Raw genomic sequence first — 14,801 nt, forward strand, 5'->3', positions numbered from 1 at the left:
GCAGTCAGCCCCGTTTGCGCCGCCCCGCAAGCGCCGATGCACCAAGCGCCGCGACCAGCAATGGCAGGGTCGCGGGCAGCGGGACCGGGGAGGTGTCGGTGCCCTCGAGATAGCTGACATTGTCGATCCAGACCGCATCGACCCCGCCAAAATCGATCACCACCGACCGCACGGCGGCCATGTCCGAAGTGAAGCCAGTGTATTGCCCCGCGCCGCCACCGGCGATGGCCACCGAAAAGCTGGCCACCGATTGGTCGAGCGCGTCGAAAAGCTCCATCGTCGTCCCGGCGTACTGGTGGCCGAAGAGCACAAGGCCGAACTGGCTGATCCCGGCGGAGAACTCGAAGCTGTAGCTCACGGCGTCGGCCGAATTGCCGATCCATCTGCTGCCGGCCGGCGTGCCGGGGTGATCGTATGAGCTGCCGACAACAGCTGCGCCCACGGCGTTGCCGGTTGCGACGGACATGATCCCGCTGCTGAGCGGAAGGGGGGTGCCGAGCGTGAAACCTTCGAAAGTTTCGGTCAGGGCGCCTGCGCTGATATCGCCCGGGTCGGTGATCTGGGTGTAGGTCGCGGCGCTCGCGGTTGTGCCGGCGGCAATCAGGCCGGCCAAAAGGAACAATCTCATGTCAATGAACTCCAAGTAACTAACTTTGAAAGAAAAAACGCCATGAGGCTTTGGCGGTCAATGGGCACAGGGGGCGGATTTTCGTATTGAAAAAGCGCGAATGGCTGCACGGCGAGCCCCGGGATCTCGTCTGGTGTTTGAAAATATTCGGCTTCTTTCGTCAGCGGGCCACTGCGATTTTTTCGATTTGAAAAATCGGCAAATCTGGCCAAAACCCCGGGGAGATAGGGGCGTTGGCGCCACGGCAGAATTGCGAGTCGCCTCGCCCCCGGTTTGGACATCGCGGGCGCGGCCTGCGGCTGAGGCAATGGGGCTGCGGCCCCCGAAGGGGGTTTCTTTTCGGGCGGCGCACCCCATCTGAAGGGCAAGCGACAAGGAGACCCGTCATGGCTGAATATACCAAGAGCTCGGAGGCAATCGCCGCGCTCGACCCCGAGCAATACCGCGTCACGCAGGAAAACGGGACCGAACGGCCCGGGACCGGAAAATATCTCGGCAACACCGAGCCGGGGATCTATGTGGACATCGTCAGCGGCGAGCCGCTCTTTGCCTCGGGCGACATGTATGAAAGCGGCTGCGGCTGGCCGAGCTTTACCAAGCCGATCGTGCCCGCCCATGTTCAGGAGCTGGGCGACAACAGCCTCGGGATGGTCCGGACCGAAGTCCGCTCGACCCACGGCGACAGCCACCTTGGCCATGTCTTCCCCGATGGGCCGCAGGACCGGGGCGGGCTGCGCTATTGCATCAACTCCGCCGCGCTGCGCTTCATTCACCGCGACGACATGGAGGCCGAGGGCTACGGCGCTTATCTCGATCAGGTGGAGGACGTCTGATGGCCGAGGAACGCGCGGTACTGGCGGGGGGCTGTTTCTGGGGAATGCAGGACCTGATCCGCAAGCTGCCCGGTGTGCTGCGCACCCGGGTGGGCTACACCGGCGGGGACGTGGCCAACGCCACCTACCGCAATCACGGAACGCACGCCGAGGGGATCGAGATCATCTTCGACCCCGAGCGGATCAGTTTCCGTCAGGTGCTCCAGGTCTTCTTCCAGATCCACGACCCGACCACGAAAAACCGGCAGGGCAACGATATCGGGATGAGCTATCGCTCGGCGATCTACTACGTCGACGAGGCCCAGAAATCCGTTGCCGAGGAGACCATCGCCGATGTGAACGCAAGCGGGCTCTGGCCCGGCCCGGTGGTCACCGAACTCGAACCGGTGGGCGATTTCTGGGAGGCCGAGCCCGAGCATCAGGATTATCTTGAGCGTCTCCCCAACGGCTACACCTGCCATTTCCCGCGGCCGGACTGGGTCCTGCCCAAGCGCGACGCGGCCGAGTAGCGCGCGCCCTCTGGCGGCGGGGCGCGCTCCGTGGCATGTGGGGGGGACGGGAAAGGACCTCTCATGCAGCCCTTGCGCGGAATTGTTCTCAAGCTCACGGCCGTCACGCTGTTTCTCATCATGGCCGCCTTCATCAAAGCGACGGCGGATGCCGTGCCGCCCGGCGAGGCGGTGTTCTTCCGCTCGGCCGCAGCGCTGCCGGTGATCCTCGTCTGGCTCGCGTTTCGCGGCCAGCTTTCGACCGGGCTCAAGACCGACAATCCCGTGGGCCATATCTGGCGCGGCGTGATCGGGACGACCTCCATGGCCTGTACCTTCGCCGGGCTGGGCCTGTTGCCGCTGCCAGACGTCACCGCGCTCGGCTACCTCGCGCCGATGATGACGCTGGTCTTCGCCTGGATGCTTCTGGGCGAGCGGCTGCGGGTCTTTCGCATCTCGATGGTCCTGCTCGGCCTCGTCGGGGTGATGGTGATCCTTTTCCCCAACCTGACACTGTTTCGCATGGGCGCGCTTGAGACGGGGACATTGGTTGGCATCGGGCTGGTCCTCGCTTCGGCTTGTTTCCGCGGGCTCGCCCATGTCCACATCCGCCGCCTGACCGCGACCGAAACCACCAGCGCGATCGTCTTCTGGTTTGCCGTGACCGCCACTGCGCTGAGCCTCCTGAGCCTGCCCTTCGGCTGGCGCGTGCCGGGGCCGGCGGATGCGGCGATGCTGATCGGGGCGGGGCTCGTGGGCGGCGTGGCGCAGATCGCGCTCACCTCCGCCTATCGCTACGGGCCCGCGTCGCTGCTCGCGCCGTTCGACTATCTCTCGATCGTGCTGGCGACCTTCGTGGGCTTTGTCTTCTTCGACGAAAGCCCCACCGGCGCGCTCATCCTCGGGTCTGGGATCATCATCCTGTCGGGGCTGGGGACGATCTGGCGCGAACGCCAGCTCGGGCTCAAACGCGGCAAGGCGCGGCAGGGATTGACGCCGCAGGGGTAAGCCCCCCCGGCGCAGTCTTTGGTAGCGCAGGTCTCAGTGGCACAGGGCTCAGCTCCGGACGAGCTTTTCGTAGCCTTCCGCGATCTCGCGCGCGATGGCGCCGACCTCGAAGTTGTAATCGCCGATCTTGCCCACCGGGGTCACCTCGGCGGCCGTACCGGTCAGCCAGCATTGCTCGAAGCTCTCGAGCTCCTCGGGCATGATGTGGCGCTCGTGGACCTTGATCTGGCGCTCCTTGAGCATCCCCACGACGGTCTGGCGCGTGAGCCCGTTGAGGAAACAGTCGGGCTTGGGCGTGTGCACCTCGCCGTCCTTGACGAAGAACATGTTCGCCCCCGTCGCCTCGGCCACGTAGCCGCGGTAATCGAACATCATCGCATCCGAACAGCCCTTCGCCTCGGCGGCATGTTTGGACATGGTGCAGATCATGTAGAGCCCGGCGGCCTTGGCCTGAGACGGCGCGGTCTCGGGGCTCGGGCGTTTCCACTTGGAGATGTCGAGCTTGGCGCCTTTCATCTTGGCATCGCCGTAATAGGCGCCCCATTCCCAGGCCGCGATCGCGAGCCGGACGGGGTTGCGCGCCGATGCGACGCCCATGTCCTCGCCCGCGCCGCGCCAGGCCACCGCGCGCACATAGGCATCGGTCAGCCCGTTGGCCTCCAGCACCGATTGCTTGGCGGTCTCGATCTCGTCCACGCTCCAGGGGATCTCGAAATCGATCAGGTTGGCGGAGGTGTGCAGCCGCTCGGAATGGGCGCGGCTGAGGAAGATCGTGCCGTTATAGGCCCGCTCGCCCTCGAAGACGGAGCTTGCATAGTGCATGGCATGGGTCAGGACGTGGACATTGGCCGAACGCCAGTCGACCAGCTGGCCGTCCATCCAGATCTTCCCGTCGCGATCATCATATGCCCCAGCCATCTTCCATCTCCTTCAAGGCGTTCAAATTTTCGAAAATTGCGCAGCTTAGGGCCGAACCGGACAGAATGTTGCGCAAAATCCGAGTTTCGCTATCAGTCTCTTCTTGGAATGTCAACAACGCTGACATAACCTTCCGCGTGAAAGCCACGCAAGCTCTCGGGAGGATGGTTCATGTCAGACGGCCGCGGCGCCCCGCAAAGCGGAGAAAACCTGCTTTTTCTGACGGATGAGCAGCTCCGCAAGGGCATCGAGGCGATGTTTTTCGCCTATCGCGGCTTCACCGCCGATCCCGACCGCATCCTCGCGGGCATGTCCTATGGCCGCGCGCATCACCGTGCGATCCACTTCATCCACCGCAGCCCGGGCACCACGGTCAGCAACCTGATGTCGATTCTCAACGTCACCAAGCAATCGCTCAACCGGGTGTTGCGCACGCTCATCGCCGACGGGTTGGTCGAGAGCCGCATCGGCACGCGGGACAAGCGCGAGCGGCACCTGAGCCTGACCGAAGAGGGCCGCGCGCTGGAGCAGCGGCTTTCGGATGCGCAGCGGGTGCGGATGCGCCATGCTTACCGGCAGGCGGGCCCCGAGGCGGTGGCCGGGTTCCGGCAGGTGCTGGAGGCGATGATGGACCCGGAGATGCTCAGCCAGTACAAGGCCCTGAGGGAGAAGACCGAGTGAAGGGAGAGCCCGCGCGATGGATGCCCAGCCGCACCTGCTGATCGTCGATGACGACGAGCGCATCCGCGATCTGTTGCGGCGCTTCTTGATGAAACACGGCTTTCTGGTCACGGCCGCGCGGGATGCGGCACATGCCCGCCGGGTGCTCGCGGGGCTCGACTTCGATCTGATCGTGCTCGATGTGATGATGCCGGGCGAGGATGGTCTCAGCCTGACGCACTCCCTGCGCGCCGAGCGCAGCACGCCGATCCTGCTGCTGACCGCCAAGGGCGAGACCGGTGACCGGATCAACGGGCTGGAGGCGGGGGCGGATGATTACCTGTCAAAACCCTTCGAGCCCAAGGAACTTTTGCTGCGGATCAACGCCATCCTGCGGCGGATGCCCGAGCCCGTGGCCGCCGCGCCCAAGGTGCTGCATCTGGGGGATCTGCGCTACGAGATCGACCGGGGCGAGATGTGGCGCGGCGAGGAGCTTATCCGCCTCACCTCCACCGAGAGCCAGCTCATGCGCATCTTCTCGCGCCGTCCCGGCGAGGCGGTCAGCCGCTCCAAGCTCGTCGAGGAACTGGGCCGGGATCGCGGCCAGGCGCAGGAGCGCGCGGTGGATGTCCAGATCACCCGGCTGCGCCGCAAGATGGAGGAAGACCCGCGCCAGCCGCGCTACCTCCAGACCGTGCGCGGGGCGGGCTACATGCTTGCGCCCGACTGACGCGTTGACGCCGCCCGCCCGGGCGGCGAGGCTGGGGCCACGACCGGCGCAGTTGGAGGAGCCCCGAGAATGACCACCGCATTGATCACGCACCCCGCTTGCGAGCGCCACGCCACGCCCTCGGGCCACCCCGAACAGATCGCGCGGATGCCCGCGGCTCTGGGCGCGCTGGAGGGCAAGGACCTGCTCCGCGTGGAGGCGCCGATGGCCACCGATGCGGACCTCCTGCGCGTCCACCCGCAGCGCTACATCGACAAGATCCGCGCCCTCGCGCCGCGGGATGAGACCATCGCGCTTGATGGCGATACCTGGATGTCGCCGGGCTCGCTGGAGGCGGTGCTGGCCTGCGTCGGCGGCTGCATCCGGGGCGTCGACATGGTCATGGCGGGCGAGGCGCGCAATGCCTTTGTCGGGATGCGCCCGCCGGGGCACCACGCCGAGCGCGAAACGCCCATGGGCTTTTGCGTCTTCGGCTCGGTCGCGGCGGCGGCGAAACATGCGCTGGAGGTGCATGGGCTCTCGCGCGTTGCCGTGCTCGACTTCGACGTCCACCACGGCAACGGGACGCAAGACCTGTTGGAATCGGACGCGCGCTGCTTCTTTGCCTCGTCGCACCAGATGCCGCTCTTCCCCGGCACCGGCCACGCCCACGAGACCGGCGGGCACAACAACGTCGTCAACCTTCCGCTCAGCAGCGGTGCGCGCGGGGACGTGTTCCGGCGCGGCTGGGAGCGGGAGATTTTCCCCGCCGTGGAGCGGTTCGAGCCCGAGCTGATCCTCGTCTCCGCCGGGTTCGATGCCCATGCCGCCGATCCGCTCGCGACGCTCAACCTTGTGGAAGAGGACTTCGCCTGGGTGACGGAGGCGATCTGCGATCTGGCCGACGAGCTTTGCGAGGGCCGCGTGGTCTCGGCGCTCGAAGGCGGGTACGATCTGCGCGCGCTGGCGGCCTCGGTGGCGGCGCATGTGGATGTGCTGATCGCGCGCGGGAGTGGCTGAGCGCCGATTGCACCCCGCCCCGCAGGCCGGTATGGTCGCGGCCGAAACCTTTCAAGGAGCCCCCCGATGAGCAGCGACACGCCCATTGACGAAATGTCCTTCGAAGAGGCGATGCGCGCGCTCGAACAGGTGGTCTCCGAGCTGGAAAGCGGCAAGGTGGCGCTGGAGGATTCGATCCGGCTCTACGAGCGCGGCGCCAAGCTCAAGCAGCGCTGCGAGGCGAAGCTGAAGGACGCCGAGGAGAAGGTCGCCGCGATCACCTTCGACGCCGATGGCCAGCCCAAGGGCACCGCGCCGGTCGACGGGCTCTGAGCCATGCTCGATGACGGGCTGAAGGCCGCCGGGGCGCGCGTTCGCGCCGCCCTCTCGGAGGCGCTCGCGCCGATGGGCGCGCTGCCGGTGGTGGCCGCGATGCGCTACGCGACCGAGGGCGGCAAGGGGCTGCGCGGTTATCTCGTGCTGGAAAGCGCGCGGCTGCACGGGGTGGATGAAACCACCGCTCTGCCCGCCGCCGCCGCGATCGAGGCGATGCATGGCTACTCCCTCGTGCATGACGACCTGCCCGCGATGGATGACGATGACCTGCGCCGGGGCCGCCCGACGGTCCATCGGCAGTGGGACGAGGCGACGGCGATCCTTGCCGGCGATGCGCTCCAGACCCTCGCCTTCGAGCTTCTGGCCGGGGCGGCGGTCGCCCCGGAGCGGCGGGTCGCGCTGATCTCGGGCCTCGCCCGGGCGGCGGGGGCGCGCGGCATGGTGGCGGGGCAGGCGATGGACATCGCGGCGGAAAGCGCGCCCGAGCCCTTGTCGCTTAATGAGATCACCCGGCTGCAGGCGGGCAAGACCGGCGCGCTCATCCGCTGGTCCGCCGAGGCCGGGCCGCTGATGGCCGGGGCCGATCCCGCGCCGCTCGGCCGCTATGCCGAGGCGATTGGCCTCGCCTTCCAGATCGCCGACGATCTGCTCGATGTCGAGGGCGACGCAGGTGAGATGGGCAAGGCCGTGCGCAAGGATGCGGCGCGCGGCAAGGCGACGTTTGTCTCCCATCTCGGGGTGGCGGGCGCGCGGGCCCGCGCCGCGGCTCTGGTCGAGGAGGCCTGCGCCGCGCTCGTCCCCTTTGGGCCCGAGGCTGACAGCTTGCGGCAGCTCGCCCGCTTCGTTGTCTCGCGCAAGACATGACGCCCGGGCGCAGGGAGGGGCCGCCATGAGCGCAAGGCCGGCCACACCGCTGCTCGACCGGGTGCAGAGCCCCGCGGACCTGCGGCGCCTGTCCGATGCGGAGCTGTCGCGGCTTGCCGATGAGCTGCGGGCCGAGACGATCTCCGCCGTCTCTGAGACGGGCGGCCACCTCGGCGCGGGGCTCGGCGTGGTGGAGCTCACCGTCGCGCTGCACGCGGTGTTCGACACGCCCGAGGACAAGCTCATCTGGGATGTCTCGCATCAATCCTACCCGCACAAGATCCTGACCGGTCGGCGCGACCGGATCCGCACCCTTCGCCAGAAGGGCGGGCTTTCGGGCTTCACCAAGCGCAGCGAGAGCGTCTTCGACCCGTTCGGCACGGCCCACAGCTCCACCTCGATCAGCGCGGCGCTCGGCTTTGCCGCCGCGCGCGACTTGCCCGGCGGCGCGCCGGGGGATGCGATTGCGGTCATCGGCGATGGGGCGATGAGCGCGGGCATGGCCTTCGAGGCGCTCAACAACGCGCGGGCCCACGCGAAAAGGCTCTTCGTCATCCTGAATGACAACGGGCTCAGCATCGCCGCCCCGGTGGGCGCGCTCGCCACCCACTTCAAGGACCTGCGCACGCAAGGGTCGAACCAGGGCGCCGCGCTCTTCGACGCGCTCGGGTTCGCCTACGAGGGCCCGGTTGACGGGCACGACATGCCGGCGCTGCTCGACGTGTTGCGCCGGGCGCGGGCCGGGGCCACGGGGCCCACGCTGATCCACGTCCGGACCCGCAAGGGCAAGGGCTTCGCCGCGGCGGAATCGGCCGCCGATGGCGGCCACGCGACAGAGAAATTCGACGTCGCCACCGGCGCACAGCGCAAGGCCGCCGCCAAGGCCCCGAGCTATACCTCCGTCTTCGCCGAGAGCCTCATCGCCGCCGCACGGCAGGATCCACGGATTTGCGCCATCACCGCCGCCATGCCGGGGGGCACCGGGCTCGACCGCTTCGCCGCCGAGTTCCCCGACCGGATGTTCGATGTGGGCATCGCCGAACAGCACGCGGTGACCTTCGCCGCCGGGCTCGCCGCCGCCGGGATGCGCCCCTTCTGCGCGCTCTACTCGACCTTTCTCCAACGCGGCTATGACCAGCTTGTCCACGATGTGGCGATCCAGGGCCTGCCGGTCCGGTTCGCCATTGACCGCGCGGGCTACGTCGGCGCGGATGGCGCGACCCATGCGGGCAGTTTCGACACGGCGTTTCTTGCCAACCTGCCCGGGGTGACGGTCATGGCTCCGGCGGATGAGGCCGAGCTTGCCCATATGGTCGCCACAGCCGCCGCCTTCGACGACGGGCCCATCGCGCTGCGCTTTCCGCGCGGGGAGGGCGTCGGCGCGCCGCTGCCCGAGCGGGGCGTGCCGATGGAGATCGGCGCGGGGCGGATCGTTGCGCCGGGGCGCGGGGTGGCTCTGTTGAGCTTTGGCGCGCGGCTGGCAGCGGGGCTCGGCGCGCGCGCTCTGCTGGCGCGTGACGGGATCGCCCTCACTGTCGCCGATGCCCGCTTTGCCAAACCGCTGGACCGCGCCCTCATTCTGGAGCTCGCTCAAAGCCACGATGCGCTCCTGACGATCGAGGAAGGCGCTATCGGCGGGTTCGGGAGCCACGTCGCGCAGTGCCTCGCAGAGGCCGGGATCTTCGATCGCGGGCTCCGGTTCCGCGCGCTCACCTTCCCCGACCGTTTCCTCGATCAGGCCACGCCTGCGCAGATGTATGCCGAAGCCGGGCTCGACGCCGAGGGCATCGCCGCCAAGGTGCGCGGCGTGCTCCGGGGCTGACCCCGCGCCCTAGCGCACGGGATCGAGCAGCGCATCCGACATCGTGCAGTCGCGCACCACATCCTGCCCGCAGGGCACCGGATCGAGCCCCTTCGAGAGACAAATTCGCGCCTCTTGGATGCGACCGGCCTTGCAGGTGATCGTGATCATGTCGGGCTCCCAGCCGGGGTTGGCCTTGAGGAACGCCTCCTCGATCAGCGCCGCGGGCAGCGTCACCGGGCGCTCCAACTGGCGCAGGAGCGGGGGCCGGTTGACCGCCTCATAGGCCGCGCGCGCCGTGTCGAAATAGACCTCCGACGACAGCCCGCTGCAGACCCCGTGCTTCTTCCACTGATACCAGGCGAGCCCGCCCGTCCCCATGATATCGGCCATGCCGCGGGTCTCGGCGCGGGAGGGGTTGCGCGCGCTCGTCCGGCAATATTGCGGCCAGCCCTGATGGTATTGCGGCCAGAGCCCGTGGAGAACCCAGCCATGATCCCGCGCCGGGTCGCATTGCTCGGAATTTCGCGCATCCCCCTCCAGCGCGCACCAGGTCGGCGACCAGCTCAGGGACAGCACGTAATAGTCGAATTCGCCCGCCGGCTCGCCATCGGCAAGGGCCGGGGAGCAGAGCATTGCGAGCAGGGGCAATAGCAAAAGGCGCATTTTCTCTTTCCATCGGGTCACGGGCTGACTATATAGCGCGGAAGTTCCCCGACAACGGAAACCGTTCCAGCCGCCAGAGCCGGAACCGCCCTTCCAGGCGACGGGATAGATATGCGTTAGGAGACCACAGATGGCAAAACCGATCATGGCCAGGGCGACGGCCGTCTGGCTGGTGGACAACACCACCTTGACCTTCAAGCAAATCGCCGACTTCACCGGGATGCACGAACTCGAAGTGCAGGGCATCGCCGATGGCGACGTGGCCGCCGGGGTGAAGGGGTTTGACCCGGTTGCCAACAACCAGCTTGAGCAATCCGAAATCGACAAGGCCGAGAAAGACCCGTTGTACAAGCTGCGGCTCAAGTTCAATCCCGCCGCCGTGGGCGAGGAAAAGCGCCGTGGCCCGCGCTACACGCCGCTCTCCAAACGGCAGGACCGCCCGGCCTCGATCCTGTGGCTGGTGAAGTTCCACCCCGAGCTGACCGACGGCCAGATCGGCAAACTGGTGGGCACCACCAAGCCGACGATCCAGGCGATTCGCGAGCGAACCCACTGGAACATCTCCAACATCCAGCCGATTGACCCGGTCGCGCTTGGCCTGTGCAAACAGTCCGAGCTGGATGCGGCTGTGCAAAAGGCGGCGGAAAAACGCGCCGCCGAGGGCGAGGTCATGACCGATGACGAGCGCCGCAAGCTGGTCTCGACCGAGCAGAGCCTCGACATGCCCGCCGAGCCGCGCATCCCGACCGCGATCGAAGGTCTGGAGACCTTCAGCCTCAGCGATGACAGCGATGACGAGAGCGAAGACAGCCGCCCGATCGTCGACGCCGACAGCTTCTTCAACCTGCCCGGCGATGCCGGGGAGGACGAGGATGACAGCAAGAGCTGAGCCGGCCTTGCGGCGGCCATCGCAGTCCCTAGAGTAACCCCCGTGCGGCATCGCCCGCGCGGGGGTTTTTCTTTGCCACGGAGGCGGCTCATGCGTCCGATCATCACCATCACGCTCAACCCGGCGCTGGATCTGTCGCTCTCGACGCCGCAGGTCACGCCGGGGCCGAAACTGCGCTGCACCGCGCCGGAGTACGATCCCGGAGGCGGCGGCATCAACGTCTCGCGCGCGATTCGGCAGATCGGTGGCGAGAGTATCGCCTTCGCCGCCCTTGGCGGGCCGACCGGGGCGCGCATCGCCCGGATGCTCGGTGCCGAGGGGATCGAGTGCCGCGCGTTCGAGGCGCCGGGCGAGACGCGCCAGAGCATCGCCGTCACGGAAGAGACCAGCGGGGCGCAGTACCGCTTCGTCCTGCCCGGCCCGAGTTGGTCTTCGGAGGCGCAGGCCGGGTTGCTGGACGCGCTTGCCGCGCAGGTGCCCGAGAGCGCGCTTGTGGTGCTGAGCGGCAGCCAGCCGCCGGGCCTGCCGGTCGGCTTCCCCGCGCGCCTCATCGACGCCCTCGCGCCCAAATCCGCCTCCCTCCTGATCGACACGTCCGGCGCCGCGATGATGACGCTGCGCGACCGCGCGGTGGGCCCCGAGGTGCTGCGGCTCGACGGCGAAGAGGCCGCGGCGCTCGCAGGGCGGGAGATCGACACTCTGGCGGATCTCGGCGCCTTTGCCGCCGATCTGGTGGCCGAGGGCGCGGCCAAGACCGTCATCCTCGCGCGCGGGGCGGAGGGCAACGTGCTCGCCGATCGCGGTCTCGCCGCCCCGCTCCACGCCCATGCGCCGGAAGCCCCGGTGGTCAGCGCGGTGGGCGCGGGCGACAGTTTCATGGGCGCCTTCACCCTGGCCACGGCGCGCGGGCTCGCCCCCGGCGACGCGCTCCGCCACGGGACCGCCGCCGCCGCTGCCGCCGTCCGCACCGAAGCCACAAGGCTTTGCGACCGCGCAACCTTCGAAGCGCTCCTGCCGGACACGACACTGACCGAATTGCCATAGCGCCGCCGCCCGCCGGAAAAAATTCACCGCGCCGCGCAAAAACACTTGTGCGAGTCGGCGACCGGTTCTAAGTGCGCACCCATAGACGCCAACGCACGCGCCTCTGGCCGGTGGTCACCCTCTCGCGTTTACGCAGCGACGGTAACGTCTCCTTACGAATCTGATGGTCCCTCGCAGCGGGGCCCGGTCCTTTTGGAGATGACCATGAACGCACCCGTCCTCGGCGCCTTTGGCGCTGACCCTTCCGTGTTTTCCCGCGATGCCGCGCTCGACTACATCGCCGCGCACAGCTTCGATCGCCCGACGCTCGTGCTCTCCCGTGCCCGCGTTGGCGCGCAATACGATGCGCTTGCAAGCGGGCTCGGCCGCGCCGCGATCCACTATGCGGTCAAGGCCAACCCGCAGCCCGAAGTGATCGCCCTTCTCGTGGCGCGCGGTTGCCGGTTCGATGCGGCCAGCCGCGCCGAGATCGAGCTTTGCCTCGCCCATGGCGCGCGGCCCGCGGATATCTCCTTTGGCAACACGGTCAAACGCCCCGCCGATATCGCCTTCGCCTTTGCCGCCGGGGTCGAGCTCTTTGCCGCCGACGCGGACGAAGAGCTGGAGAAACTCGCGGCTCACGCGCCCGGGGCACAGGTCTACCTGCGGGTGATCGTCGAGAATTCTTCGGCCGACTGGCCGCTCAGCCGCAAGTTCGGCTGCGCGCCCGAGGCTCTGCCCGGTCTCATCGATCGCGCGGCGTCGCTCGGGCTGCGCCCGGTTGGCCTGTCGTTTCACGTCGGCTCGCAAACCCGCCGCGCCGAGATGTGGGGCCCGGTGCTCGACCAGATCGCCGCGCACTGGCACGCCGCGCGCGCCGCGGGCCACGGGTTTGACCTCCTGAACATCGGCGGCGGCTTCCCGGCGTTCTATGAGTCGCCCGTCGACGCTCCCCGCGACTACGCCCGCGCGGTGATGGCGCAGGTAACGGCCCGTTTCGGCGCCGTGCCGCGCATCATGGCCGAGCCGGGCCGGGGCATGGTGGCGGAAGCGGGGCATATCGCGGCCGAGGTCCTGCTCGTCTCGCGCAAGCACGAGAGCGATCTGCACCGCTGGGTCTATCTCGACATCGGCAAGTTCTCGGGCCTTGCCGAGACCATGGACGAGGCGATCCGCTACCGGTTTCTCACCGCGCGCGATGACGGCGAGATGGGCCCCTGCGTTCTCGCGGGCCCCTCCTGCGACAGCGCCGATGTGCTCTATGAAAAGCGGCCCGTGCAACTCCCGCTCGATCTGCGCGCGGGCGACCGCGTTGTGATCCGCAACTGCGGCGCCTACACGACGACCTACGCCACCATCGGCTTCAACGGCTTCCCGCCGCTGGATGTCGTGGTGATCTGATCGGGACTGTCTGACGTGGCGATCTGCGCCGCGTCAGACCTTTTTGCGCGCTTTGAGGGCGGCTGAAATCGTCCCGTCGTCGAGGTAATCCAGCTCGCCCCCCACCGGGACGCCCTGCGCGAGCGAGGTCACCTCGGCGCGCGCCCCGATTTCGTCGGCAAGGTAGTGGGCCGTGGTCTGGCCATCGACCGTGGCGTTGAGCGCGAGGATCACCTCGCTCACCGCCTCTTCCCCGAGCCGGTCGATGAGGCGCGGGATGCGCAGGTCTTCCGGCCCGACGGCATCGAGCGCCGAGAGCGTGCCGCCGAGCACGTGGTAGCGGCCCTTGAAGACGCCGGCGCGCTCCATCGCCCAGAGATCGGCGACCTCCTCGACCACGCAGATCTGCCCGCTCGCGCGGCGCGAATCGGTGCAGATTTCGCAAAGCTCGGCGGTGCCGATATTGCCGCAGTTGATGCATTCCCGCGCGGTGGCGGCGACGGCGGCCATCTGCTCGGCCAGGGGCTGGAGCAGCCGCGCGCGCTTGCGGATAAGGTGGAGCACAGCGCGCCGCGCCGAACGCGGGCCAAGCCCCGGGAGCCGCGCCATCATCTCGATCAGCGCCTCGATATCGCCAGAAGCCGCCATGTCATTTCCCCCGGAAATTACCCGCCGAACACGCCCGGAATGAACCGCTCCAGCAGGACCGGGATAAAGGAAACCACCACCGCCGTCACGGTTGCGGAAAAGGAAAATTCGCCGTTGGGCGGGAAGGTCTTGACCGCCGCGATGGCGTCGCGAAAGGCCAGAAGCGCCTTGAGTTCGGCCTGCTTCTCGGCATCGTTGCGGCCGTCGAGCGTGTCGGTGAGGGCGACGACCATGGTCTCGATCCGCATCATCTCGCGGCGCTTTTCCATGTGCAGCCGATTGCCGAGCTGGAACAGCGGCACGCAGTAGGACGCGACCACGATGAGTACGGAAAAGACAGAGAAGACCGGCGCGATGGTCCCGAGCTCCAGCGGCGAAAAGCGCAAGCTGAGCACAGCGAGGCAGGAGATGCCGGCGGCGCCGAAGGTGATCATCCCGTTGATCAGCATGAAGACCGTGAGGTCGGGCCGCGAGAGCGCGAGGATGCGGAAGGGCTTGGCCGCCATGGCGCGGTGAATCAGGATCCAGTAGCGGACGATGGCGTAGAGCGCGAAGCCGATGATGACATTGACCGCCGTCAGCAGGGCAAAAGCCCAGGGCAGGGCGGGGCCGTCGGTGCTGAAGCGCGTGCCGACGAAGGCGATCGTGAGGCCGAAGAGCAGCCCGAACGCCACCCCGCGCCAATCGCCGAAGATCCGGGCCCGCGCCTCCGTGCCGGTCGTGTCGGTTTCGAGCAGATCGAAGAGCTCGCGCACGCGCGGCTGGAGATAGAGCCCGGTGAGGAAGGCGACGGCGGCGTTGGCGAGCAGGCAGCCGACGAAAATCAGCCGCTCGATATCGTCATCGAACGGCTGGTTTAGGTAGATCACGGCAAGCACAGCGGAGGCGGCGATCGACAGACCCCCGGTGCGGGTCCAGAGCGGCGTTGAGATGTCGCGCCCGCCCGCCATC

General features: G+C 67.9%; 18 protein-coding genes. 12 read left to right on the plus strand and 6 right to left on the minus strand.

The annotated features are described in order from the left end of the window. Positions 1-4: 4 nt before the first annotated feature. Positions 5-628 (minus strand): hypothetical protein, encoded by a 624-nt coding sequence (locus BM353_RS09005; RefSeq protein WP_143104133.1) that lies wholly within the window; start codon positions 626-628, stop codon positions 5-7. Beyond that, on the minus strand, positions 625-936 hold the full coding sequence (locus BM353_RS16915) for a hypothetical protein (RefSeq protein WP_177220510.1): 312 nt from the start codon (positions 934-936) through the stop codon (positions 625-627). The genes BM353_RS09005 and BM353_RS16915 overlap by 4 nt, the downstream gene beginning before the upstream one ends. A 78-nt stretch (positions 937-1,014) precedes the next feature. On the opposite strand from BM353_RS16915, the gene msrB reads away from it, so the two are divergent. From msrB to BM353_RS09020, 3 genes are all read left to right on the plus strand, one after another. Next, entirely contained in the window at positions 1,015-1,461 is a 447-nt protein-coding gene (gene msrB / locus BM353_RS09010) for a peptide-methionine (R)-S-oxide reductase MsrB (RefSeq protein ID WP_092079591.1), read from the plus strand. Continuing rightward, complete coding sequence (gene msrA, locus BM353_RS09015; RefSeq protein WP_092079594.1) at positions 1,461-1,970, plus strand: peptide-methionine (S)-S-oxide reductase MsrA; 510 nt, start codon at positions 1,461-1,463, stop codon at positions 1,968-1,970. Before msrB ends, msrA begins: the two co-directional genes overlap by 1 nt. Before the next feature lie 63 nt (positions 1,971-2,033). Continuing rightward, positions 2,034-2,957 carry a DMT family transporter gene (locus tag BM353_RS09020; protein ID WP_092079597.1) on the plus strand — a complete coding sequence of 308 codons (924 nt, stop codon included), beginning with the start codon at positions 2,034-2,036 and terminating at the stop codon, positions 2,955-2,957. 48 nt (positions 2,958-3,005) lie between these two features. Here the strand turns inward: BM353_RS09020 and BM353_RS09025 are convergent, their stop codons facing one another. Next, positions 3,006-3,875, minus strand: coding sequence for a branched-chain amino acid aminotransferase (locus BM353_RS09025; RefSeq protein ID WP_092079600.1), 870 nt, complete (start codon positions 3,873-3,875; stop codon positions 3,006-3,008). A gap of 171 nt (positions 3,876-4,046) precedes the next feature. Here BM353_RS09025 and BM353_RS09030 point away from each other — a divergent pair, with 171 nt between their 5' ends. The 6 genes from BM353_RS09030 to BM353_RS09055 all read left to right on the plus strand — a co-directional run bounded on the left by BM353_RS09030 (position 4,047) and on the right by BM353_RS09055 (position 9,265). Beyond that, positions 4,047-4,556 (plus strand): MarR family winged helix-turn-helix transcriptional regulator, encoded by a 510-nt coding sequence (locus tag BM353_RS09030; protein ID WP_092079603.1) that lies wholly within the window; start codon positions 4,047-4,049, stop codon positions 4,554-4,556. A 16-nt stretch (positions 4,557-4,572) separates the two neighbouring features. Continuing rightward, positions 4,573-5,265, plus strand: a complete 693-nt coding sequence (locus BM353_RS09035; RefSeq protein WP_092079606.1) for a response regulator — start codon at positions 4,573-4,575, stop codon at positions 5,263-5,265. Positions 5,266-5,334: 69 nt separating this feature from the next. Beyond that, complete coding sequence (locus tag BM353_RS09040) at positions 5,335-6,264, plus strand: histone deacetylase family protein (protein WP_092079609.1); 930 nt, start codon at positions 5,335-5,337, stop codon at positions 6,262-6,264. Positions 6,265-6,330: 66 nt separating this feature from the next. Next, entirely contained in the window at positions 6,331-6,576 is a 246-nt protein-coding gene (locus BM353_RS09045) for an exodeoxyribonuclease VII small subunit (RefSeq protein ID WP_092079612.1), read from the plus strand. A gap of 3 nt (positions 6,577-6,579) precedes the next feature. After that, positions 6,580-7,443 carry a polyprenyl synthetase family protein gene (locus BM353_RS09050; protein ID WP_092079615.1) on the plus strand — a complete coding sequence of 288 codons (864 nt, stop codon included), beginning with the start codon at positions 6,580-6,582 and terminating at the stop codon, positions 7,441-7,443. Positions 7,444-7,468: 25 nt separating this feature from the next. After that, on the plus strand, positions 7,469-9,265 hold the full coding sequence (locus tag BM353_RS09055; RefSeq protein WP_092079618.1) for a 1-deoxy-D-xylulose-5-phosphate synthase: 1,797 nt from the start codon (positions 7,469-7,471) through the stop codon (positions 9,263-9,265). Positions 9,266-9,274: 9 nt separating this feature from the next. Here BM353_RS09055 and BM353_RS09060 read toward each other — a convergent pair whose 3' ends face one another. Next, entirely contained in the window at positions 9,275-9,910 is a 636-nt protein-coding gene (locus BM353_RS09060; protein ID WP_092079621.1) for a ribonuclease T2 family protein, read from the minus strand. 130 nt (positions 9,911-10,040) lie between these two features. On the opposite strand from BM353_RS09060, the gene BM353_RS09065 reads away from it, so the two are divergent. The 3 genes from BM353_RS09065 (at position 10,041) to BM353_RS09075 (ending at position 13,223) form a co-directional block, all read left to right on the plus strand. Beyond that, complete coding sequence (locus tag BM353_RS09065; protein ID WP_092079624.1) at positions 10,041-10,799, plus strand: DUF1013 domain-containing protein; 759 nt, start codon at positions 10,041-10,043, stop codon at positions 10,797-10,799. 90 nt (positions 10,800-10,889) lie between these two features. Further along, entirely contained in the window at positions 10,890-11,843 is a 954-nt protein-coding gene (locus tag BM353_RS09070; RefSeq protein WP_092079628.1) for a 1-phosphofructokinase family hexose kinase, read from the plus strand. A 198-nt stretch (positions 11,844-12,041) separates the two neighbouring features. Then, positions 12,042-13,223 carry a type III PLP-dependent enzyme gene (locus BM353_RS09075; RefSeq protein ID WP_425439404.1) on the plus strand — a complete coding sequence of 394 codons (1,182 nt, stop codon included), beginning with the start codon at positions 12,042-12,044 and terminating at the stop codon, positions 13,221-13,223. 33 nt (positions 13,224-13,256) lie between these two features. Here BM353_RS09075 and recR read toward each other — a convergent pair whose 3' ends face one another. Continuing rightward, the gene (gene recR, locus BM353_RS09080; RefSeq protein WP_092079631.1) at positions 13,257-13,850 is read right to left on the minus strand and encodes a recombination mediator RecR; all 594 of its coding nucleotides are present in this window, start codon (positions 13,848-13,850) and stop codon (positions 13,257-13,259) included. 17 nt (positions 13,851-13,867) lie between these two features. Beyond that, entirely contained in the window at positions 13,868-14,800 is a 933-nt protein-coding gene (locus BM353_RS09085) for a hypothetical protein (protein ID WP_092079634.1), read from the minus strand. Position 14,801 lies beyond the last annotated feature (1 nt).

The organism is Poseidonocella sedimentorum (assembly GCF_900116005.1).
Taxonomy (GTDB): Bacteria; Pseudomonadota; Alphaproteobacteria; order Rhodobacterales; family Rhodobacteraceae; genus Poseidonocella; species Poseidonocella sedimentorum.

Bases quoted from the DNA above. Each gene is read 5' to 3' on its own strand.
- BM353_RS09040 (WP_092079609.1), top strand. From the start codon at position 5,335: ATGACCACCGCATTGATCACGCACCCCGCTTGCGAGCGCCACGCCACG.
- msrA (WP_092079594.1), top strand. From the start codon at position 1,461: ATGGCCGAGGAACGCGCGGTACTGGCGGGGGGCTGTTTCTGGGGAATG.
- BM353_RS09045 (WP_092079612.1), top strand. From the start codon at position 6,331: ATGAGCAGCGACACGCCCATTGACGAAATGTCCTTCGAAGAGGCGATG.
- BM353_RS09055 (WP_092079618.1), top strand. From the start codon at position 7,469: ATGAGCGCAAGGCCGGCCACACCGCTGCTCGACCGGGTGCAGAGCCCC.
- BM353_RS09035 (WP_092079606.1), top strand. From the start codon at position 4,573: ATGGATGCCCAGCCGCACCTGCTGATCGTCGATGACGACGAGCGCATC.
- msrB (WP_092079591.1), top strand. From the start codon at position 1,015: ATGGCTGAATATACCAAGAGCTCGGAGGCAATCGCCGCGCTCGACCCC.
- BM353_RS09070 (WP_092079628.1), top strand. From the start codon at position 10,890: ATGCGTCCGATCATCACCATCACGCTCAACCCGGCGCTGGATCTGTCG.
- BM353_RS09050 (WP_092079615.1), top strand. From the start codon at position 6,580: ATGCTCGATGACGGGCTGAAGGCCGCCGGGGCGCGCGTTCGCGCCGCC.
- BM353_RS09075 (WP_425439404.1), top strand. From the start codon at position 12,042: ATGACCATGAACGCACCCGTCCTCGGCGCCTTTGGCGCTGACCCTTCC.
- BM353_RS09060 (WP_092079621.1), bottom strand. From the start codon at position 9,910: ATGCGCCTTTTGCTATTGCCCCTGCTCGCAATGCTCTGCTCCCCGGCC.
- BM353_RS09025 (WP_092079600.1), bottom strand. From the start codon at position 3,875: ATGGCTGGGGCATATGATGATCGCGACGGGAAGATCTGGATGGACGGC.
- BM353_RS09030 (WP_092079603.1), top strand. From the start codon at position 4,047: ATGTCAGACGGCCGCGGCGCCCCGCAAAGCGGAGAAAACCTGCTTTTT.
- BM353_RS09065 (WP_092079624.1), top strand. From the start codon at position 10,041: ATGGCAAAACCGATCATGGCCAGGGCGACGGCCGTCTGGCTGGTGGAC.
- BM353_RS09085 (WP_092079634.1), bottom strand. From the start codon at position 14,800: ATGGCGGGCGGGCGCGACATCTCAACGCCGCTCTGGACCCGCACCGGG.
- BM353_RS09020 (WP_092079597.1), top strand. From the start codon at position 2,034: ATGCAGCCCTTGCGCGGAATTGTTCTCAAGCTCACGGCCGTCACGCTG.
- recR (WP_092079631.1), bottom strand. From the start codon at position 13,850: ATGGCGGCTTCTGGCGATATCGAGGCGCTGATCGAGATGATGGCGCGG.
- BM353_RS09005 (WP_143104133.1), bottom strand. From the start codon at position 628: ATGAGATTGTTCCTTTTGGCCGGCCTGATTGCCGCCGGCACAACCGCG.